The organism is Leeuwenhoekiella sp. CH_XMU1409-2 (assembly GCF_037029365.1).
Lineage (GTDB): Bacteria > Bacteroidota > Bacteroidia > Flavobacteriales > Flavobacteriaceae > Leeuwenhoekiella > Leeuwenhoekiella blandensis.
In genome coordinates this window covers 63384-83440 of the sequence record NZ_JAYMEI010000008.1, presented here as the reverse complement: position 1 = coordinate 83440, position 20057 = coordinate 63384, and the positions used below count along the sequence as shown (strand labels likewise).

Here is a 20057-nt window from a genome sequence, read left to right as displayed (position 1 = left end):
CTTATTTAAATGACGCTTATGAAAACGCCGCTTACGCAACTGCTAAACATCAAACATCCAATCATTATGGCGCCTATGTTTTTGGTGTCTAACGTTGCTATGGTTAAAGCTGCAATGCAAGCCGGAATTGCGGGTTGTATTCCAGCGTTGAATTACCGCACCTTACCCGAATTACGAGAAGCCATAACCGAATTGAAAGCCGCTAAAACCGAAGGAGGAGCGTTTGGTTTCAATTTAATCGTTAATAAATCGAATCTCAAATTCCCCGAGCAACTGAAGGTGTGCTGCGAGCTAGGTTGTGATTTTTTTATCACCTCACTGGGTAATCCCAAACAAGTCATTGAAGAAGCTCATAAAAAGGGTATTCTGGTATTTTGCGATATAGTCAATATCGAGCAAGCAAGAAAAGTAGAGGCTTTAGGCTGTGATGCAGTTATCGCCGTAAACAATGAAGCCGGCGGCCACCGCGGTAATATTGCCCCAAAACAATTAATAGAAGAACTAAATGCAGCTTTAAAGATTCCGGTAATTTCAGCGGGTGGCGTGGGAACTAAAGCTCAACTGAATGAAAAACTGAGTTTTGGGGCAATTGGCGTAAGTATTGGGAGTGCGTTTATTGCTTCAGAAGAAGCTGGCGTTTCTCAAGAATATAAAGAGGCCTGCGTGAATTATGGAGCCGAAGATATTGTTCTGACTCAAAAAATCAGCGGAACGCCGTGTACGGTCATCAACACACCCTATGTACAAGAAATTGGCACTGAGCAAACCTGGCTTGAAAAGATTCTCAATAAAAATAAATGGTTGAAGAAATATGTAAAAATGCTGCGCTTCTTGAAAGGAACCAATATGGTTACTAAAGCCGCAACAGAAGCCACGTATAAAACCGTCTGGGTTGCGGGGCCAACGATTGAGCACAGCAAAGCCATTGAACCGGTAGAAAAAATTATTGAACGTTTTGTGTAAAAAATCGCTATTTTTATATATAAATTATATACAATGAAAAAGATGCGTAAATTAATAGATCTTGATCCAGAGGTGATTCAGATTCTTGATGAGGAGGCTAAAGCTCAAAACAGATCGCTTAAAAGTCTCATTGAAAAAACAGTTACTGAAAAGGCTCATAGAGTAAGTGAACCTTCAGAATCGTATAAACGGATGATGGATGATATGCTTACGAAATTGGATCAAGGAAATCTAAAATTTACTTCAGCAGAAGAGGTTTTGAAAAGGTATGAGGTATAAAATTGAATTATCTCAAGAAGCACAGATAGAGCTTGATGTTAACCTATGTTTTTTTCGCGCTCAAGACCTTGAGCTATCTAAAGAATTCCTAGAGGGTTTTAAAAGGTGCCTTACTTTTTTGGCAACTAATCCAGAATTATTTCAAAAGCGTTATAAAGAAATAAGAATAGTCCATTTTGAAGAATTCAAGTATTCTATTCATTACGTAATTCATGACAAGTCAGTAAAAATATTACGCATTTTACATCAAAAGCAGTGGTATTAGAACGCATTAAAACTAAAAATCCCCTCAACACTTCAAATGTTGAGGGGATTTTAGCTTAAAAAAGTAAAAACTTATATATCGTCATAATCTACAGTAAGATTTGCTGAGGTAGGCAGTGCCTGGCAGGTTAAAATAAGGCCTTCTTCAACTTCGTCGTCGGTTAGGATTTGATTTTTACGCATTACTGCGGTTCCTTCGGTGATGCGCGCAATACAGCTGCTACAAATACCACCTTGACACGAGTGTGGTGCATCGATATCATTTTCTAAGGCTGCGTGTAAAACCACTTTATCTTGAGGGATTACCAGTTCAAACTCTTCGTCGTCGCAAATGATCTTTAGTGCGGTTTGCCCATCTAGTGCTTCAGCGATCTCTTCACCATCATCTGATGAGGTAAATAATTCAAACTTTACTTTTTCTTTAGCTACACCATTTTCTTCAAGAACACCACGCACGCCGTTGATCATTTCCTCGGGACCGCATAAGAAGAATTGATCAAAATCGTGAGACTTAAATTTGTTCTTGAGTATGAAGTTTACCGTAGCTTTTTCAATACGGCCAAAATGCGCATCGGTTTCTTGTTTACGGCTGTAGATAAACTCAATAAACAAACGGTCAGGATACTTCAACTGAAGTTCTAAAAGCTCTTTGTGAAAAATGGTCTCTTCAACGGTTCTGTTACCATAAGCGAGTACAAAACGGCTCTTAGGTTCTTCTTCGAGAACGGTTTTTACAATAGACAGTACGGGTGTGATTCCGCTTCCGGCAGCAAAAGCCACATAATCTTTTTGATTTTCGGCATTAGGCTCTAAAATAAATTTACCTTCTGGTGGGTGTACCTCTAGTGATTGCCCTACGGTTAACTTATTGTTTGCTAGTACAGAAAATGTTCCGCCTTCAACTTCTTTTACCGCAACTTTTAAGATTCCGCTCTGCGGCGTAGAACATAGCGAGTATGATCTGCGAACTTCCTTGCCGTCAATGCTTGTTTTTAAAGTAAGGTATTGACCGGCTTTAAATGAAAAAACTTCTTTTAATGCTTCGGGAACACCAAACGAGATGCTCACGGCTTTCTCGGTTTCGCGGGTAATATCTTGAATAGTAAGTGCGTGAAAATCGCTCATTGCCTAAAAATTTTGGCAAAAATACAAAGCAACACGGTTTTGAAGCGTAACATTTTTATAATTTTCATACCAATGGGGTGTGCCCACACAAAAAATCTAATTCTTATGATTAAATATTTTCTCACCCTCGAGTGGAAGAGTTTCTTTAGATCTGCCGCTTTTCAAACCAATCTTGTTTTAAAAATCTTTATGGCGCTGGGGGCGCTGTACTTTATCGGTCTTTTTACGTTTGTAGGAGTTGGTGCTTATTATGGTCTTGAAAAAGCCGATCTCGAACCGCTTGAAACCATAAATCGCTTTATGATTTATTATGTGGTGCTCGATCTGGTGATTAAATATATGCTGCAAAAAATGCCGGTGGTTAATATAAAACCACTGCTTTTGATGCCGTTTAAAAAATCGAAGATCGTCAACTTTGCACTGGGAAAAACGATGTTTTCGTTTTTCAACATCGTGCACGCATTTTTCTTCATTCCGTTTAGTGTGGTGTTGTTGACGCAAGGATACGATCCGCTTCAGGTTATCACTTGGCATTTGGGAATGATGGCGATGATCTACATCAACAACTTCATCAATGTTTTCCTTAATGATGCTATGCCGCTGGTAGTTGGCGTAGCTTCGGTGATCATTGGTCTAGGCGCGCTGCAGTATTATGGCATTTTTGATGTCACACCGTATACCGGAGTTTACTTTCAAGGCTTGTTTGAGCAATTGTGGATGTTCGCCATTCCAGTTGTAATCGCTATTGCTTTATACAAAGTAGCGCACAGCTATTTCTTAAACCGACTGTATCTGGACGCCGGACTTTCAGCAAAAACGAAAGAGGCTTCTACCGAAAATCTAGATTGGCTAGACCGTTTTGGTAAAACGGCTGTTTTCCTTAAAAATGATATTAAGCTCATCAAGCGTAACAAGCGTTCAAAAACCACGGTGATTATGAGCGTCGTGTTTTTATTCTACGGATTACTCTTTTTCACCGGTGGAATTGAAAGCTACGACAATCCATTTATGAAAATCTTTGCCGGAATCTTTGTCACCGGAGGTTTCCTGTTCAGTTTTGGGCAGTTTGTGCCTAGTTGGGACAGTTCGTATTATCCGCTTATGATGACGCAAAACATCAGCTATGAAGAATATCTACGCTCTAAATGGATGCTGGTCGTGCTGGCTTCAGCGGTTTCAACAATTCTAGGTTTGGGCTATTTATATTTTGGCTGGGAAGCGTATGCTGCTGTTTTTGTTGGCGGAATTTACAACATGGGCGTTAATGGACACGTCGTACTCTGGGGCGGTGCTTATATCAAAACGCCTATTGACTTGACGAGTAATAAAAAAGCCTTTGGTGACAGTTCGTCTTTCAATGTTAAAACCTTATTGATCACAATGCCGAAGCTGTTATTACCCATTTTACTGTATACCATCGGTCATTTTACACTCGGGCCTGTGTTTGGGTATGCGCTAGTGGCCTTAGCCGGAATTGCCGGTTTTGCATTTAGAGATTTTATGTTCAAAAAGATCATTGGCATTTATAAGGCAGAAAAGTACCAGACCATCGCAGCATACAAACAAAAAAACTAAAACTTCAATCGGCGTCCTTCTGAACCTATTTCAGAATCGATCCGCAAGCTTATAAAACTGAAAAGATTATGATACATATTCACGACTTATCAAAAACTTACAACGGCGTTACCGTTTTAAAAATAGACGAACTTCAAATTCCTAAAGGCGAATCTTTTGGTTTGGTAGGAAATAACGGTGCCGGAAAAACCACATTATTTAGTGCATTGCTCGATTTGATTCAGCCTACTACGGGATATATTCAAAATGGCGAAGTCAAAGTACACGAGAGCGAAGCCTGGAAATCGCACACCGCATCGTTTATAGACGAGAGCTTTTTAATTGGTTATCTCACTGCGGAAGAATATTTCTATTTTATAGGAGAATTACGCGGACAGAACAAAGCTGATGTAGATAAGTTGCTTGCCGGATTTGAAGATTTCTTTAATGACGAGATTTTAAATAAACGCAAGTACCTGCGTGATCTTTCTAAAGGAAATATGAAAAAAGTGGGTATCGTTGCAACCTTGATCGGGAATCCTGAAGTGGTAATTCTTGACGAACCGTTTGCAAATTTGGATCCAACCACTCAGATACGCTTAAAAGGCATCATCAAAAAATTGGCAGCAGAAACCGGTGTTACGGTTTTGGTCTCAAGTCACGACCTGATGCACGTTACCGAAGTTTGTGAGCGTATTGTAGTCTTAGAAAAAGGAAGCGTTGTAAAAGACATCAAAACTTCTGAAGCTACGCTAAAAGAGCTTGAGGCGTATTTTAGTAAGGAGGAGCCTTTGGTAGAGTAGGAGTTTAATAAGTACTCAGTTGGATGTTAAATGAATTCATTTGATATTCAGGCTGTCTTTGATTATTGATTTTGGCTTTAATTTGTTCTAATAGGTCACCAGACCTATTGTTCAAACTAAGGATAGCGTTCTCCTGAGAATAGAATATAATATTCTCTTTTTCGATTGAGACACGGTCGATTCTTATTTCTGAGAAAGACTTATTTTTTAGAATCGAAGAATTTAACTCTAACCATATTTCATCTTGATTTTCATTTTTAATAGACCTATGAATTGTATTGGTGGTCGCAGATTTTAAATTGAGCTCTTTGAGCAGCCTTTGTTCATCTAAGCGGGAATGAAAAAGCTCTGAAAGTAAAACCTTGGTTCCAGAATTAATATATACTAACCAACTGATTAAACCTTGAATTAGAAAGCTATCAGAACTATAAATATAGGATAGCTTGTCTGGAGGAAAGTCGCTGTAGGTATAAATTAAACCGTCAACCACATGAGTATTGGTAACTACTTCTTCTAAAGCACCAGTTTTTACAATAGCTTTTTCTTCCTTTTTAAATTGAATTAGTAAATCTTGATTTTGTCTGTTAATTTGTCTAATTAAATCTGGGGCTTGGCTTCCCACTCCAGAAGTCATAATTTTTTGCCATTGATTATTTGTAATTCCATCTGCACCTAAACGCTCTTCAAGCATTTTAGACTTTCTCACCTTTTTTATCAGGCTCGCTTTAGCAAAATAAGGGTTGTTAATATGTTCTCGATAACGAACTATTTCCTCACAATAAGTATTGGCAAGTTCAACTAATTTTAAGAGATTAATCAGGTTATAGCTTGCTGAACGGGCCTCAAGCTGAATAAGCTTACTTTCAATTTCTTTAAGGTTGAGTAGCGTTAATTGTCTGATTTGATTAAATGAGCTATTCTCTTTCAGGACCCTTGTTTGATCAGCTGTAGAAATTGATTGAAGAATAACTTCTGTTACTTGATGAAAATCATTTAGGAGAAATTTTAATCTGCTAAGTTCAAAATTTGCTTCAAGCTCTTCATTTAATAGGTTTTCGGTGATATCAAAATAGTTATGCTCGAGAGTACTTATTAGATTAATTAAAGGATTTTTGCTGTCACTTTGCCTATAAGCGGCAAATAATAAATTACTACCAACTAAAGAAATTAACGATATAAGTAGAATTATTTTTTTCATAGCACAGCCGTTATTCTAAAAATATGAAATGAGTGCTTTAGATTCTAAGAAAAATTATATTAACGTCTTTTTAACCCTTTCATACTAATTTTGCTACTTTGCAGTTATTGCTATATACTCTAAATCGATTTGCAAACTCAGGTACAAAAATTACTCACTATTCTGGTGCTTTTGACTGTTCTTATGGGCTGCTCCCGCAAGAAAGACAAATTTTTATCGCGCAATTTTCATGCGATCACCGCAGAATACAATACCCTTTTTAACGGAAGGCAAGCCTTTGAGCAAGGGCGTGATGCGCTTATTGAGGGCTATCAGGATAATTTTTGGGCCATCTTACCCATCGAGCGTTTAGATTCTCCAGATTTTGTGCCGTTGCCGGGTGAAGCGATCGCCCCCAGTTTTAAACGTGCCGAAGAGAAAGCTGTAAAAGCCATTCAAAAACACAGTATGGCTATTGATGGTACCGAGCGCAATCCGCAGATTGATGAAGCCTTTATGCTTCTGGGTAAAGCGCGGTATTATGATTTACGCTTTGTACGAGCTTTAGAAGCTTTCAATTATATTTTGTCGTATTACCCTGCGAGTAACAATATCGCTCAAGCCAAGATCTGGAAGGCAAAAACACAAATACGCCTTGACAATACAAAACTTGCTATTGCAAGCCTGCACAAACTTCTAGAGGAAGAAGACGCCCTTGATCGTCAGGATTTTGCTGATGCTTCGGCAATGTTAGCGCAGGGGTATATCTATGAGAATCGCTTAGACAGCGCTTTGGTTTATATTGAAAAAGCAGCGTTTCTTACCCGAAAAAATGAAGAGAAAGGCCGTTACTATTTTATCAAAGGTCAGCTTTATGACAATATCGGGCAGGATCAGTTGGCTAACGCAAATTATGATAAAGTCATTGACTTAAATCGTCGTTCTCCGCGCCGGTATATGATCAACGCTTACATCAACAAGATCCGGAATTTTAACTACGAGAAGGGAGATCAAGAACGCCTTTTTGAACTGCTAACCGATCTGGAAGAAAATCGAGAGAACCGCCCTTACAAGGACATCATTCAATATCAATTTGCCGAGTTTTATCGCAATGTAGGCCGCGAAGATTCAGCGGTGTCGTATTACAATAAATCCATTGCCTCGCAAGGCGAAGATAAATACTTGACCTCGCGCAATTATTTGAGTCTGGGAGATCTCAACTTCAACAATTCAGAATATTTAATCGCAGGCGCATACTATGACAGTACGCTGGCATTTATTCCGGAGAAAACAAGAGAGTACCGCAACATCAGCAAGAAACGGGAGAATCTTAGCGATGTAATTCTTTATGAAGGAATCGCTACGCGCAATGACAGCATTCTCAATTTGGTTTATATGAACGATGCTGACCGTGTTGCTTATTTTGAATCGTATATCACCGCGCTCAAAGAACAAAAAACAAAAGACTCTATCGCTGAAGCAAATGCCGAAGCAGCAATTGCCAATAACGAATTTTTTGTAGCCAATAATCCAAATTCTGGTCCTAATCCTCCGGGAGGAAACAGCCTTTTTTACTTTTATAATCCGGCACAGGTTGCGCAAGGTAAACTTGATTTTAAGCAGCGCTGGGGCTCGCGTGCCAATGTAGATAACTGGCGTGTTTCAAATAAAGTAGGTGGGGCACTTGCTTCAAATGAGATCGCCGGTGAAGAAAATATGCTGGAAGAAGTAGATAACGGAGTTTACAAGGTAGACACTTACATAAGCAAAATCCCTTCAGAAAAACCGGTAATCGACAGCATTCATACCGAACGTAATTATGCATATTATCAGCTCGGTTTGATCTATAAAGAAAAACTGAAAGAGCCACAGTTGGCGATTCAGCGATTAGAAGCATTACTCGCAGCAAATCCTGAAGAGCGCTTGGTGCTTCCGGCAAAATATAACCTGTATCAGCTGTACGAGGCGAGTGGCGATACGTTTAACAGTGATAAATATAAATTTGATATCCTTCAGAATTACGCAGACACGCGCTATGCGAGTATCATAAAGAATCCCGATAAGGCTTTAGAGCAAGATCAAGACAGTCCTGAGGTGATTTATAAACGCGTGTATCGTGATTTTGAAAATCAGGAATATGCAAAGGTGATCGCCCAGGCCAATCAATACATAGATCAATTTGCCGGAGACACGTTTGTACCCAAATTTGAACTGCTCAAAGCAACAGCCATAGGACGCTCAAAAGGATATGCAGCGTATGAAGAGGCATTAAATTATGTAGCACTGAATTATCCCAACCAAGAAGAGGGTAAAAAAGCAAAAGAATTGCTTGATCAGGTGTTGCCACAGCTTAAAGATGCCAATTTTACACCAGATGCAGAAGCAAAGAATTACAACTTGCTCTATGCATTCAGGACCAATGAACGAGATACGCTTGTCAACATACAGGATTCCATTTCTCAATATCTCGACCGAAATAATTTGGCAAAATTGAGTGTCTCACGCGATGTGTATGATAGCGCAACTCAATATTTAGCCATTCACGGTTTTAAATCTAAGGTTGAAGCCTTATATTTTGCCCAGCGCTTAAAAGAAACAAAACTCATTGCTATAAAAGAAGAGGAAGAACCGGTTGTCATAAGTTCTGCTAATTATAGAATTATACAACTGCATAAAAATGTTGAAGCATATAAAAACTTAGAGTCTGAATAATGAGAAAAGACAGAGCTGCAAAAGCGCCCGAAACGGGAAACAAACAAAACAGAATTAGTGAAGGAACCTCAATTACCGGAGAAATCAAGTCTGAAGGTGATTTTAGAATCGATGGTAGCCTTGAAGGAAAAATAAAAAGTACCGGTAAGGTTGTCATTGGTAAATCGGGTGTTTTAAAAGGAACATTGATTTGCAAAGAAGCAGATCTTGAGGGTACCGTTGACGGCACAATAACTATTGACGGATTGTTAAACCTAAGGGCTTCTGCTGTTGTAAAAGGTGAGGTTGCAACCGGAAAACTTTCGGTAGAGCCCGGCGCCGACTTTAATGCGAGCTGTGTTATGGGAAGCGGCGTAAAAAATCTGTCTAAAGATGTCAGAAAAGAAACCGGAAAGTCCGCTTAAAAGTTGGGCAAAATTTTCTACCGTAGCCATCCAAATGGGTGTGACCATTTATTTGGGCAACCTCTTGGGCTCTTGGTTAGATGGTAAATTTGAAACGACGTTTTTAGAACCTGCAGTAACACTGCTTGCTGTATTCTTGTCAATGTATGTGATCATTAAAGCGGTCAAAGACCTTAATTCATGAATCTTACAAAACCTTTACTTACTACCGCAATAGTTATCATTGCTCTTGCTGTAGTTTCTTATTTCTTGCATATCGGAGCATTGCAAATGCTCGAGGTACAATTGCCGTACGACCTACTCGATTTTTACATATTTGGAGGTGTAAGCAGCCTGATCATTTGCCTCACATTTATTACGCTACCGGCCTTGCTTCCCGAGCTTCAGGATAAGGTGGGCTATATGTTTTTGTTCACGATTTTTGGTAAACTGTTTTTATGGGCTTTGTTTTTTAAAAATTTACTGTTTTCAGAAACTGTTTTCTCGAGAATGGAGCGTCTTAGTATGTTGATTCCCATATTTATATTCTTAATTTACGAGGTCTTAGTGATTGTTAAAATCTTAAAAAAAGAATCTTAAGTCTATTTCTTGATAAAAAAGGTGCAATTGTGAATAAATTGATTAGTTTTGCACCAAATTTTAGCAAGCCTGATTTTTTAAAAAATAATAATGAAGATAACTTCTTTACCCATTCATTTTCTAGCTGTTATCAGTTTTCTGTTGTTAGGATCACTGGTTAATGCACAAGAGCATAGTGTCGCGGAAGCTAATGACGAAGGCCCTGTTAATACACAACAGGAAATCACAGATTACACCAATCATCACTTAAAAGATTCTCATGACTTTCACTTGTTCTCTTATCAAGGGAGTGATGGTGAGCGTCACAGTGTAGGTTTTTCATTACCCGTAATTTTATGGGCAAGTAATGGTCCTGTTGCATTTATGTCTTCAGAATTTCATCACGATATTGACGGTGAAGTTGTTGTTGAGAAAGGCGGAGGCCGTTTTGTAAATCTTCACGATAAAATTTACGAATTAGAAGAAGGCGCAGAGGAGATCGTGATGGGAGAAGATCATCATCCTGTAAATGCGCATAAGCCTTTTGACTTATCAATCACCAAGAGTGTATTTGGAATCTTACTCGTAGGATTACTGTTATTATTCTGGTTTGGTTCTTTAGGAAAGCAATACAAAAAGAAAAGTATCCCTACCGGTTTTGGTCGTGCATTAGAGCCACTAGTGATTTATGTACGTGACGAGATCGCACGTCCTAACATTGGAGAGCACAAGTATCGTAAGTATATGAGTTTCTTGCTTACCGTATTTTTCTTCATTTGGGTTTCAAACCTTTTGGGGATGACGCCATTCGGTTTCAACATCACAGGGCAAATCGCAGTTACCGTTTGTCTTGCATTATTCACATTCTTTATCGTTCAGTTTAGCGGTAATAAAGATTACTGGAAACACATTTTCTGGATGCCAGATGTACCGGTGATTATGAAAATCATATTAATACCTATCGAAGTTTTAGGTATGTTGACCAAGCCTTTTTCCCTTCTTATTCGTTTGTTTGCAAACATCACCGCAGGTCACGTTGTGGTAATGGGGTTAATCGCATTAATGATTACTTTAAAAGCCCAGTTTGGCGCAGTAGGTTCTACAGGATTATCTCTGGTTCTTACCTTGTTCATCTCGGTTATTGAAATATTAGTTGCATTCTTACAGGCATTTATCTTTACGATGCTCTCTGCGTTGTTTATTGGTATGGCGGTTGCAGAACACGACCACGACCATGAGCACGATGCAGAAGGTCATGATGTAGATGACGTTGAGGATGTAAGAGAAAGTTTTGTTTAATTTTTAAATCAATTGTTATGTACAATTTAATTGGAGCTGGATTAATCGTTATCGGTGGTGGTATCGGACTAGGTCAAATCGGTGGAAAAGCGATGGAAGGTATCGCACGTCAACCTGAAGCGGCTGGTAAGATTCAAACTGCGATGATTATCATTGGTGCACTTTTAGAAGGTCTTGCTTTCGGTGCGTTGATCTTAGGTAAATAATCAAGCTTAAACAACTAAGCAATTCCTGTAACGGTTGGTTACAGGAGTTGTTTTATTTAAAACATTAAATTCAAAGATGGATCAGTTATTAAATGATTTTTCGCCGGGCTTGTTTGTAATGCAAGCTGTTATATTAATTATCCTCATCTTATTGATGAAGAAATTTGCTTGGAAACCTATCTTAAGCTCTTTAGATGAGCGTGAGCAAGGAATTCAAGGTGCATTAGAAGCAGCAGAAAAAGCACGTTTGGAGATGAAAAATCTTCAGGCAGACAATGAGAAAGCATTGCAGGAAGCACGTGCAGAGCGTGATGCTATGTTGAAAGAAGCTCGTGAGATCAGAACAAAAATGATCGCAGAAGCTGAAGGTGATGCAAAAGCGCAAGCTGATAAAATCATCACTCAAGCACAAGAGGCTATCGCAGCAGAAAAGCGTGCGGCAGTGGCTGAGTTAAAAGGTCAAGTTGCAGAACTTTCTCTTGAAATTGCAGAGAAAGTGGTTAAGCAAGAGCTTTCAGATAAAGAAAAACAGCAGCAGTATGTAGATAAAATGCTGCAAGACGCTACCCTTAACTAATAAAACAAGCAGTTCATGTCATCAAGAGCAGCAATACGTTATGCAAAGGCAATTTTAGATCAGGCCAAAGAAAAAGGTACTGAGGAAGTTGTTTTTGGTAATATGAAATCTATTGATGCTACACTAAACGCAAGCAAAGAATTGCGCAGTGTGCTTAAAAGTCCTGTTATTAAGCCAGAAGATAAAAGAGCTTCGTTAAAGGCTGTTTTTGCAGATTATGACCCAAGCACACTAAGCCTTATCGATCTTTTGGTTGATAAAAAGCGTAGCGCTCTTTTAGGTCAGGTAGCTCAAAGCTATGTGAGCTTATATAATGAGTCTAAAGGTATTGTTGTTGCTCAGGTAACAACAGCTGTGGAGTTAGACGCTAGTTTAGAAGCAAAAATTTTAGCTAAAGTAAAAGAGCTTACCAATAGCAGTGAGGTTACTTTAGAACAGCATATTGACCCGAGTTTAATAGGAGGGTTTATTCTTCGTGTAGGAGATGTACAGTACGACGCAAGTGTTGCAAATCAACTTGTGAGCGTGCAAAAAGAATTTAGTAAACGTTTATAATTACAACTTAGCTTTGAGTTGTATCAAAGCTTACTTAGATATCAAACAAAATGGCAGAAGTAAAACCAGCTGAAGTTTCAACGATTTTAAAGAAACAACTTTCAGGCTTTGAAGCATCAGCTTCATTAGATGAGGTAGGAACAGTACTCACCGTGGGTGATGGTATTGCCCGTGTTTATGGTCTTTCTAACGCACAATACGGAGAGCTCGTTGAATTTGACGGAGGTCTCGAAGGTATTGTATTGAACTTGGAAGAAGATAACGTTGGGGTTGTACTTTTAGGTCCTTCTAAAGAAGTTAAAGAAGGTGCTACAGTAAAACGTACACAACGTATCGCTTCGATCAACGTAGGTGAAGGTATTGTAGGACGTGTTGTTAACACCTTAGGACAACCTATCGATGGTAAAGGAGCAATCGAAGGTGAAACTTATGAGATGCCACTTGAGCGTAAAGCGCCTGGTGTTATTTATCGTCAGCCGGTAAATGAGCCTTTACAAACAGGTATCAAATCTATCGATGCAATGATTCCTGTAGGTCGTGGCCAGCGTGAGCTTGTTATTGGTGACCGTCAGACAGGTAAGACTACCGTTTGTATTGATACCATTTTGAATCAAAAAGAATTTTATGATGCTGGAGAGCCTGTTTACTGTATCTACGTTGCTGTAGGTCAAAAGGCTTCTACTGTAGCTGGTATCGCTAGTGTACTTGAAGAAAAAGGTGCAATGGCTTATACTACAATTGTAGCTGCAAACGCATCAGATCCTGCTCCTATGCAGGTATATGCTCCTTTCGCAGGTGCCGCAATTGGAGAATACTTTAGAGATACAGGTCGTCCTGCTTTGATCATCTATGATGATTTATCTAAGCAAGCGGTTGCCTATCGTGAGGTTTCACTTTTATTACGTCGTCCACCGGGTCGTGAGGCGTATCCTGGAGACGTTTTCTTCTTACACTCTCGTTTATTAGAGCGTGCTGCAAAAGTGATTGCAGATGATGATATTGCAAAGAACATGAACGACCTTCCTGATAGCTTGAAACCTATCGTTAAAGGTGGTGGTTCATTAACAGCACTTCCGATTATCGAAACTCAAGCAGGGGACGTTTCAGCATATATCCCTACAAACGTAATCTCGATTACAGATGGTCAGATCTTCCTTGATGGTGACTTATTCAACTCGGGTGTACGTCCAGCGATTAACGTAGGTATTTCAGTATCACGTGTTGGTGGTTCTGCACAGATCAAGTCGATGAAGAAAGTATCTGGTACACTTAAGTTAGACCAGGCGGCTTTCCGTGAACTAGAGGCATTTGCTAAGTTTGGTTCAGACCTTGATGCAGCTACCTTGAGTGTAATTGAAAAAGGTAAACGTAACGTTGAGATCTTAAAGCAAGCGGAAAACACGCCATATACTGTAGAAGATCAAATCGCGATAATCTACGCAGGTTCTAAAAACCTATTGCGTAATGTGCCTATCGATAAAGTAAAAGAGTTTGAAACAGACTATCTTGAACTTTTGAATGCAAAGCACAGAGATACTTTAGATACATTGAAAGCAGGTAAGCTTACAGATGAGGTGATCGACACCTTGACCACTGTAGCAAATGACCTTGCTGCTCGATATAAAAAATAATTTTCGCCTAGTAAGAAACCATTAAATAAATGGCAAATTTAAAGGAAATACGTAACCGGATATCATCAGTATCTTCTACGATGCAGATTACCAGCGCTATGAAAATGGTGTCTGCTGCAAAGTTGAAGAAGGCTCAGGATGCTATTACAGCAATGCGCCCTTATTCTGATAAGTTAACCGAGTTGCTTCAAAATCTTAGCGCTTCTATGGAAGGGGATAGCGGGAGTCGTTTTGCAGAAGAACGCCCTGTTGAAAAAGTACTTGTTGTAGCGATCTCTTCAAACAGAGGTCTAGCAGGTGCTTTCAACTCAAACATCATAAAAGAAGCTAAAAACATTGCTGAGAACGTTTACGCAGGTAAAGAAGTACACTTTTTAACCATTGGTAAAAAAGCAAATGACATTCTGAAAAAATCGCACACTGTGATTTTTAATGACAGTGAGATCTTTGATGATTTGACTTTTGAGAATGTTGAAGCGATCGCTGAGCGTGCAATGAATTTGTTTACAGAAGGGACTTACGATAAAGTAGAATTGCTTTATAATTCCTTCAAAAATGCCGCTACGCAAATCGTAACCCGTGAGCAGTTTTTACCTATTGTTCCTTTAAAAGAGCAATTTGAAGATGTAACTCCGGCAAATACTGCAGATTATATTTTTGAACCATCAAAAGAAGAGATTGTAAAGCAGCTTATACCTAAAGCTTTAAAAACACAATTCTTCAAAGGAATCAGAGATTCTGTAGCAAGTGAGCACGGTGCACGTATGACGGCGATGCATAAAGCAACAGATAATGCGACCGAGTTGAGAGATCAACTTAAACTAACGTATAACAAAGCGCGTCAGGCTGCTATTACAAACGAGATTCTTGAGATCGTAGGTGGTGCAGAAGCATTAAATAACTAGAAATTATTTTATTTCATATCTTAAAGCCTTGCAAGTGCAAGGCTTTTTTTATGGCTACCGCCAAAGTATTTTCTAGCATGTCACGATAGCTATCGGGATGCCGCAAATAGTTTATTGATAACATAAGACCCAAACAATCCTTACGTTAGTTTTGTAAACCCAATCTACTCGATTATGAAAAACTTAGTATCGGCACTTTTTTTAATGACATTGCTGTCTTGTGGAGGCAGTAGCGAGCTCGTTAAAAATCCGCCATTTGAGATTGAAAAAACGACTCAAAAAACTTCAGTAAATAAAACTCAAAGAGTACAATTTGTGGTCAAAAGTATCCCAGAGGAGGTTAGTTTTGAATATGTGTATTTTCAGAATAAAAAGTCAGAAGTGCGCTGGGAAGATACCAACTTGTATTATGCAACCTTCTCGACAGTTCCGGCAAATTCAGAAGATCGTATTCTTTCTGTAGATCGGAAGGAAGAAGCGCAAAATCCATTGCCTCAGATTCCGGCTGAAACTCCTTTTAAAATTCAGAAAAATGAAGCCTTACTAGAATACAAAGTGGGGGATATGACCTTTTATACCATTCTGGAGGTTAAATAAGGAGAAAGCGAAGCAGTCTCGGTTCTGGATTGCTTCAGAATAGTTATTTTTAAATGGAAAAAATCGAACTTCTTTGAGCGTACTTAAAGGTTTTGTAAAAGATACTGCGGTTTACGGGTTGGCAACGATACTGCCAAGATTGATGAACCTGTTTCTCATTAGTTTGCATACAGACAGCCTTGAGACTTCGGGTTATGCAGATAATACTGCGTTTTACGTGGGTGCAGCTTTTTTGAATGTGTTATTGGCTTACGGTATGGAAACGGCTTTTTTTCGTTTTTTTTCTAAAGCTGAAAATCAAAACAAAGTCTACAGCACAGTTCTAATTGCCCTTACTACAACATCTATTGTCGCCTTTGGTGTGCTTTATGCGTTGCGTAGACCCATTACCGACGCCTTAGAGCTGCCCGTTGAATATTTTGGCTATCTATTAGGTGTTGCTATTTTAGACGCGCTTGTAGTAGCTCCTTTTGCGTATTTGCGCGCAAAAGGTAAAGCGTTACGCTTTGCAGGAATTAAACTTACCAATCTGGCAATCTATGTCCTGCTCAATATTTTTTTCTTGTGGGCGATACCAGAATTTAATCTTCAGTTGAGTTGGTATACTTCAGATGATTTGCTCACGTATATTTTTGCGGCCAACTTAGCCGCCAGTGCAGTGACCTTTCTCTTGATAGCTCCTGATTTTTTTAGAATAAAGCTTGTTTTTGATAAAGCCTTATTCGCTCAGCTTTGGCGCTATGGCTGGCCGGTGATGGTCGCCGGTTTGGCATTTGTGGTAAATGAAAACCTTGATAAACTCCTTATAGGCAATATGCTCGATAAGGATATTATGGGAGCCTATTCAGGATGTTATAAGTTAGCGGTATTTATGACCATCTTTATACAGGCCTTTCGCTTGGGAGCAGAACCATTTTTCTTTAGTCACGCAAAAAATAAAAATGCTCCAACGACCTATGCTACCATTTTAAAATATTTTGTGGTTGTAGGAGCTTCAGGCTTACTTTTTATCGTGTGCTTTATCGACTTTTTTAAAGAGCTTTTGATCAGTGATTCTAGCTATTATAAAGCTATAGAGATCGTGCCGTATATTCTTTTGGCCAATTTGTTCTTGGGAATTTACCACAACCTATCGGTGTGGTACAAGCTTACCGATAAAACCCAATACGGAATGTACTTTTCAATTCTTGGAGCTGTATTAACCATTGGTCTCAATTGGTATTTTATACCCATTCTTGGTTTTATGGCTTCAGCATATACGACTCTTGTGGCTTATGGTACGATGATGTTGATTTCGTACTTTTACGGTCAAAATAATTACCAAATCCCCTACAATGTGAGCAGAATCAGTATGTATCTCCTCGTGGCCACAGCCGGAGCTTTGATCTCTTTTTATTTTTTCAGATCAAATTATGGAGTAAATACTGCAATCCTTCTGGCTTTTGCAGGATTAATATTCGTGCTGGAATACAAAGAATTGCTAGCCATTTTAGGACGGAATAAAAACTAAAAGATTTCCACCTTGTGGAAGAAACAATATATACTATGCAAATAAATATCATCAATACATCCAATCACGAGCTACCGCATTATGAGACCGAAGCTTCGGCAGGAATGGATCTTAGGGCCGCACTTGATGCACCGGTAACCTTAAAGCCTTTAGAGCGCACTATCGTAAAAACCGGTTTGTTTATTGAGCTATCCGTGGGTATCGAAGCGCAAGTTAGACCACGCAGTGGCCTTGCAGCAAAAAAGGGAATTACCGTACTCAACGCTCCGGGAACTATTGATGCCGATTATAGAGGGGAGATAGGCGTGATTTTGGTCAACCTTTCTAACGAAGATTTTACCATAGAAAATGGCGAGCGTATCGCCCAGCTTGTGATCGCAAAACATGAGCGCGCCGACTGGAATGAAGTTGAAGTGTTGAGCGAGACCGCACGCGGCGCCGGTGGCTTTGGCAGTACCGGAACCAAGTAAAAATGTAAACTAGACTCGAAATGCACCACCAGATTTTCAATTTACATTTCGAGTTTTTAATTCACGTTTCTTTTGCAGGGAACAACCAGAACATAAGCTTATGAAAATAATTGTCCCAATGGCAGGTCGCGGCTCGCGACTTAGACCACATACCTTAACCATCCCAAAACCGCTTATTCCTATTGCGGGCAAACCTATCGTGCAGCGTCTTGTAGAAGATATTGCTCATGTTCTTGACGAGAATATTGAAGAAGTAGCCTATGTGATTGCAGAAGACTTTGGCGAGGAAACCGAAGAAAACCTGAAGCAAATCGCAAAAAATCTCGGTGCAAAAGGAAGCATTTACTATCAGGATAAGCCTTTAGGAACGGGACACGCCATTATGTGTGCGCAAGAATCTTTAAGTGGTCCATGTGTGATCGCTTATGCAGATACACTCTTTAGAGCGGACTTTACCTTAGATAAAGAAGCAGACAGTGTGATCTGGGTAAAACAAGTGAAAAACCCTGAAGCCTATGGCGTGGTTTCGCTTAATTCAAGTAATGAGATCGAAGGTCTTGTAGAAAAACCAAAAGAGTTTGTATCTGACTTGGCCGTAATTGGGATCTACTATTTTAAAGAAGCTGCAGTGCTTAAAGAGGAATTACAGGCCGTTCTGGATGCCAAATTGATGCACGGTGGAGAATACCAGATCAATGACGGGATCAAGCAAATGCAGTCAAAAGGCTATACCTTTAAACCAGGCAAGATCGACGAGTGGATGGACTGTGGTAATAAAAACGTAACAGTTGAAACTAATGGTAGAATGCTTCAGTTTTTGCAAAAAGAAGGAGCGCATCTCGTTGCGTCTTCGGCAAAACTTGAAAATGCTTCTATCATTCCGCCTTGTTTTATTGGGGAAAACGCTGTGATAAAAGATGCGACGGTAGGACCTAATGTTTCGATTGGCGAAGGCACAATTATTGAAAACAGTACCATAGAACAAAGTTTGATTCAGAAGTATAGCCAAGTCACTAATGCACAGTTAAAAAATGCCATGATTGGTAATTATGCTAAATTCGATGGTAACTTTACAGCGATCAGCATTGGCGATTATTCTGAGCTGATTTAAACTAGTTAGATGAAAAAGCTCGCGTTTTTAGGGATGTTATTGTTGTTTTCGCCGTTGGCGGAAGCCCAAGAACCTACTCCTTTACAAGACGTGAATGTAGACGAACTCGAAGACGTTACCGATGCTTTTCAAGAATCTTTCTTTGAAGCCTTAAAGCAGAAAGGCATCGAGAATTACGATCGTGCGGTGCAGGCATTAGACAAGTGTATCGCGCTGCGCCCCGAAGAGCCGATTCTTTATTTTGAAAAAGCAAAAAATCTAGCTGCTTTGGGTCAGGTTCAGGAGGCTGAAAACAATTACCTCAAGGCCCTACAACTCAAACCGAATCAACGCGATATCATGGAAGCCTTGTACGAAGTGTATTATGCGCGTCAGGATTTTGAAAAGGCGATTGATCTGGTACAGGATTTGGCAAAATTCGACATTCGGTATAAAGAAGATCTTGCGCGCATTTATGTGCGCCAAGGCGCTTTTGAAAAGGCAATCGCGGTGCTCGATGAATTGGATGAAGCATTGGGTAAAGATGCATATCGCAACCAGATACGAGAGCAGGCGTTGGCGTTAAGTGGCGGCGATTATCAAGAAAAAAGACTTCTAAGTGCTATTGCTGAAAATCCACAAAACGAGAAAAACTACCTGAATTTAATTTACGTTTATAGCGAGCAAGGTAAGACGCAACAAGCCTATCAAACAGCACAAAAGCTGCTTAAAATAAATCCTAATGCAGACGAAGTACATCTGGCGCTTTATAAATTTAATCTGGAGCAAAAAGAAGTAGAGCAGGCTTTCAAGTCTTTAGAGCGCGTGATGAAAAGTTCAAAAATTGAAGCTAAAGCAAAGCACAGCGTGCTCAATGATTTTTTAATTTTTGTAGACCGAAATCCAGAATATGAACCAGAACTTGAGCAAGCGATCGCATTATTTTCTGAAACTGAAGCTACAGACGTCAATGAGGAGCTTGGTGCTTATTATTTGAAAAATAATGACAAAACCAAAGCGTTATCCTACTACGAGGCAGCGTATCAAAAAAATCCTAATGATGTAAACGTGTTGCGTAATTTGATGTTGCTTCAGCTTCAGGCGCAGCAATTTGAAAAGGCAGCAACCTTAAGTGAAGAAGCTTTGGCGTTTTATCCGGCACAAGCCGTGTTCTATTTGGTTTACGGCGTAGCACAAAATGGGTTGGGAAATGCACAGCAAGCAGTAGATTATCTGGAGATGGGTGTTGATTATGTTATCGAAAATCCTCAGATGCAAGCTGATTTTTATAGCGAACTGGCGCGCGGTTACGAAGTTTTGGGCAATGCTGAAAAGGCAGCGGAGTACCGCACACGATTAAAAAATTTGACACAATAGT

General features: G+C 39.5%; 22 protein-coding genes. 20 read left to right on the top strand and 2 right to left on the bottom strand.

Annotated elements, in window-relative coordinates; genetic code table 11:
- Positions 1-18 precede the first annotated feature (18 nt).
- Genes WA338_RS10380 through WA338_RS18895 form a run of 3 tightly spaced genes read left to right on the top strand, consistent with a single transcriptional unit; the run spans position 19 to position 1507 of the window.
- Entirely contained in the window at positions 19-963 is a 945-nt protein-coding gene (locus WA338_RS10380; protein ID WP_273016352.1) for an NAD(P)H-dependent flavin oxidoreductase, read from the top strand.
- Positions 964-1005: 42 nt separating this feature from the next.
- Positions 1006-1242 carry a hypothetical protein gene (locus WA338_RS10375; RefSeq protein ID WP_230199287.1) on the top strand — a complete coding sequence of 79 codons (237 nt, stop codon included), beginning with the start codon at positions 1006-1008 and terminating at the stop codon, positions 1240-1242.
- Positions 1232-1507 carry a type II toxin-antitoxin system RelE/ParE family toxin gene (locus WA338_RS18895; RefSeq protein ID WP_009781978.1) on the top strand — a complete coding sequence of 92 codons (276 nt, stop codon included), beginning with the start codon at positions 1232-1234 and terminating at the stop codon, positions 1505-1507. Before WA338_RS10375 ends, WA338_RS18895 begins: the two co-directional genes overlap by 11 nt.
- Positions 1508-1578: 71 nt before the next feature.
- Here WA338_RS18895 and WA338_RS10370 read toward each other — a convergent pair whose 3' ends face one another.
- Positions 1579-2631, bottom strand: coding sequence for a ferredoxin--NADP reductase (locus WA338_RS10370; protein WP_336093292.1), 1053 nt, complete (start codon positions 2629-2631; stop codon positions 1579-1581).
- 105 nt (positions 2632-2736) lie between these two features.
- On the opposite strand from WA338_RS10370, the gene WA338_RS10365 reads away from it, so the two are divergent.
- Positions 2737-4206, top strand: coding sequence for a DUF5687 family protein (locus WA338_RS10365; protein WP_336093290.1), 1470 nt, complete (start codon positions 2737-2739; stop codon positions 4204-4206).
- A gap of 68 nt (positions 4207-4274) precedes the next feature.
- Positions 4275-4988 (top strand): ABC transporter ATP-binding protein, encoded by a 714-nt coding sequence (locus WA338_RS10360; RefSeq protein WP_009781974.1) that lies wholly within the window; start codon positions 4275-4277, stop codon positions 4986-4988.
- A gap of 4 nt (positions 4989-4992) precedes the next feature.
- Here the strand turns inward: WA338_RS10360 and WA338_RS10355 are convergent, their stop codons facing one another.
- Positions 4993-6186, bottom strand: coding sequence for a hypothetical protein (locus tag WA338_RS10355; RefSeq protein WP_272985983.1), 1194 nt, complete (start codon positions 6184-6186; stop codon positions 4993-4995).
- Between the two features lie 129 nt (positions 6187-6315).
- Between WA338_RS10355 and porW the strand changes: the two genes are divergently transcribed.
- From porW to WA338_RS10280, 15 genes are all read left to right on the top strand, one after another.
- Positions 6316-8877 carry a type IX secretion system periplasmic lipoprotein PorW/SprE gene (gene porW / locus WA338_RS10350; protein ID WP_272985982.1) on the top strand — a complete coding sequence of 854 codons (2562 nt, stop codon included), beginning with the start codon at positions 6316-6318 and terminating at the stop codon, positions 8875-8877.
- Positions 8877-9281, top strand: coding sequence for a bactofilin family protein (locus WA338_RS10345; protein ID WP_272985981.1), 405 nt, complete (start codon positions 8877-8879; stop codon positions 9279-9281). Before porW ends, WA338_RS10345 begins: the two co-directional genes overlap by 1 nt.
- Complete coding sequence (locus WA338_RS10340; RefSeq protein ID WP_009781970.1) at positions 9250-9465, top strand: AtpZ/AtpI family protein; 216 nt, start codon at positions 9250-9252, stop codon at positions 9463-9465. Before WA338_RS10345 ends, WA338_RS10340 begins: the two co-directional genes overlap by 32 nt.
- Positions 9462-9860 carry a DUF6168 family protein gene (locus WA338_RS10335; RefSeq protein ID WP_272985980.1) on the top strand — a complete coding sequence of 133 codons (399 nt, stop codon included), beginning with the start codon at positions 9462-9464 and terminating at the stop codon, positions 9858-9860. The genes WA338_RS10340 and WA338_RS10335 overlap by 4 nt, the downstream gene beginning before the upstream one ends.
- A gap of 90 nt (positions 9861-9950) precedes the next feature.
- The gene (gene atpB / locus WA338_RS10330; RefSeq protein ID WP_272985979.1) at positions 9951-11138 is read left to right on the top strand and encodes a F0F1 ATP synthase subunit A; all 1188 of its coding nucleotides are present in this window, start codon (positions 9951-9953) and stop codon (positions 11136-11138) included.
- 17 nt (positions 11139-11155) lie between these two features.
- Positions 11156-11344: an ATP synthase F0 subunit C gene (gene atpE / locus WA338_RS10325; RefSeq protein WP_004569351.1), complete on the top strand. Its 189-nt coding sequence runs from the start codon at positions 11156-11158 to the stop codon at positions 11342-11344.
- Positions 11345-11420: 76 nt separating this feature from the next.
- Positions 11421-11921: a F0F1 ATP synthase subunit B gene (locus WA338_RS10320; protein WP_009781967.1), complete on the top strand. Its 501-nt coding sequence runs from the start codon at positions 11421-11423 to the stop codon at positions 11919-11921.
- 15 nt (positions 11922-11936) lie between these two features.
- The gene (atpH, locus tag WA338_RS10315) at positions 11937-12476 is read left to right on the top strand and encodes an ATP synthase F1 subunit delta (RefSeq protein WP_009781966.1); all 540 of its coding nucleotides are present in this window, start codon (positions 11937-11939) and stop codon (positions 12474-12476) included.
- A 50-nt stretch (positions 12477-12526) separates the two neighbouring features.
- Complete coding sequence (gene atpA / locus WA338_RS10310) at positions 12527-14107, top strand: F0F1 ATP synthase subunit alpha (protein ID WP_009781965.1); 1581 nt, start codon at positions 12527-12529, stop codon at positions 14105-14107.
- A 29-nt stretch (positions 14108-14136) separates the two neighbouring features.
- Positions 14137-15012: an ATP synthase F1 subunit gamma gene (atpG, locus tag WA338_RS10305; protein WP_040533043.1), complete on the top strand. Its 876-nt coding sequence runs from the start codon at positions 14137-14139 to the stop codon at positions 15010-15012.
- Between the two features lie 174 nt (positions 15013-15186).
- Positions 15187-15609: a hypothetical protein gene (locus WA338_RS10300; protein ID WP_009781963.1), complete on the top strand. Its 423-nt coding sequence runs from the start codon at positions 15187-15189 to the stop codon at positions 15607-15609.
- A gap of 73 nt (positions 15610-15682) precedes the next feature.
- Positions 15683-17119 (top strand): oligosaccharide flippase family protein, encoded by a 1437-nt coding sequence (locus WA338_RS10295; RefSeq protein WP_009781962.1) that lies wholly within the window; start codon positions 15683-15685, stop codon positions 17117-17119.
- A 35-nt stretch (positions 17120-17154) separates the two neighbouring features.
- A complete protein-coding gene (gene dut, locus WA338_RS10290; RefSeq protein WP_009781961.1) occupies positions 17155-17589 on the top strand; it encodes a dUTP diphosphatase in 435 nt (144 codons plus the stop codon).
- A gap of 100 nt (positions 17590-17689) precedes the next feature.
- Positions 17690-18700, top strand: a complete 1011-nt coding sequence (locus WA338_RS10285) for a sugar phosphate nucleotidyltransferase (protein ID WP_040533042.1) — start codon at positions 17690-17692, stop codon at positions 18698-18700.
- Positions 18701-18709: 9 nt separating this feature from the next.
- Entirely contained in the window at positions 18710-20056 is a 1347-nt protein-coding gene (locus WA338_RS10280; protein ID WP_009781959.1) for a tetratricopeptide repeat protein, read from the top strand.
- Position 20057 lies beyond the last annotated feature (1 nt).

What these genes read in the sequence shown, in the direction of transcription:
- WA338_RS10340 (WP_009781970.1), top strand. Translation starts at nt 9,250, where the DNA reads ATGTCAGAAAAGAAACCGGAAAGTCCGCTTAAAAGTTGGGCAAAATTT.
- WA338_RS10280 (WP_009781959.1), top strand. Translation starts at nt 18,710, where the DNA reads ATGAAAAAGCTCGCGTTTTTAGGGATGTTATTGTTGTTTTCGCCGTTG.
- WA338_RS10355 (WP_272985983.1), bottom strand. Translation starts at nt 6,186, where the DNA reads ATGAAAAAAATAATTCTACTTATATCGTTAATTTCTTTAGTTGGTAGT.
- WA338_RS10380 (WP_273016352.1), top strand. Translation starts at nt 19, where the DNA reads ATGAAAACGCCGCTTACGCAACTGCTAAACATCAAACATCCAATCATT.
- atpE (WP_004569351.1), top strand. Translation starts at nt 11,156, where the DNA reads ATGTACAATTTAATTGGAGCTGGATTAATCGTTATCGGTGGTGGTATC.
- dut (WP_009781961.1), top strand. Translation starts at nt 17,155, where the DNA reads ATGCAAATAAATATCATCAATACATCCAATCACGAGCTACCGCATTAT.
- atpA (WP_009781965.1), top strand. Translation starts at nt 12,527, where the DNA reads ATGGCAGAAGTAAAACCAGCTGAAGTTTCAACGATTTTAAAGAAACAA.
- WA338_RS10365 (WP_336093290.1), top strand. Translation starts at nt 2,737, where the DNA reads ATGATTAAATATTTTCTCACCCTCGAGTGGAAGAGTTTCTTTAGATCT.
- WA338_RS10375 (WP_230199287.1), top strand. Translation starts at nt 1,006, where the DNA reads ATGCGTAAATTAATAGATCTTGATCCAGAGGTGATTCAGATTCTTGAT.
- WA338_RS10370 (WP_336093292.1), bottom strand. Translation starts at nt 2,631, where the DNA reads ATGAGCGATTTTCACGCACTTACTATTCAAGATATTACCCGCGAAACC.
- atpH (WP_009781966.1), top strand. Translation starts at nt 11,937, where the DNA reads ATGTCATCAAGAGCAGCAATACGTTATGCAAAGGCAATTTTAGATCAG.
- WA338_RS10300 (WP_009781963.1), top strand. Translation starts at nt 15,187, where the DNA reads ATGAAAAACTTAGTATCGGCACTTTTTTTAATGACATTGCTGTCTTGT.
- WA338_RS10345 (WP_272985981.1), top strand. Translation starts at nt 8,877, where the DNA reads ATGAGAAAAGACAGAGCTGCAAAAGCGCCCGAAACGGGAAACAAACAA.
- WA338_RS10335 (WP_272985980.1), top strand. Translation starts at nt 9,462, where the DNA reads ATGAATCTTACAAAACCTTTACTTACTACCGCAATAGTTATCATTGCT.
- atpG (WP_040533043.1), top strand. Translation starts at nt 14,137, where the DNA reads ATGGCAAATTTAAAGGAAATACGTAACCGGATATCATCAGTATCTTCT.
- WA338_RS10320 (WP_009781967.1), top strand. Translation starts at nt 11,421, where the DNA reads ATGGATCAGTTATTAAATGATTTTTCGCCGGGCTTGTTTGTAATGCAA.
- WA338_RS10360 (WP_009781974.1), top strand. Translation starts at nt 4,275, where the DNA reads ATGATACATATTCACGACTTATCAAAAACTTACAACGGCGTTACCGTT.
- WA338_RS18895 (WP_009781978.1), top strand. Translation starts at nt 1,232, where the DNA reads ATGAGGTATAAAATTGAATTATCTCAAGAAGCACAGATAGAGCTTGAT.
- WA338_RS10285 (WP_040533042.1), top strand. Translation starts at nt 17,690, where the DNA reads ATGAAAATAATTGTCCCAATGGCAGGTCGCGGCTCGCGACTTAGACCA.
- atpB (WP_272985979.1), top strand. Translation starts at nt 9,951, where the DNA reads ATGAAGATAACTTCTTTACCCATTCATTTTCTAGCTGTTATCAGTTTT.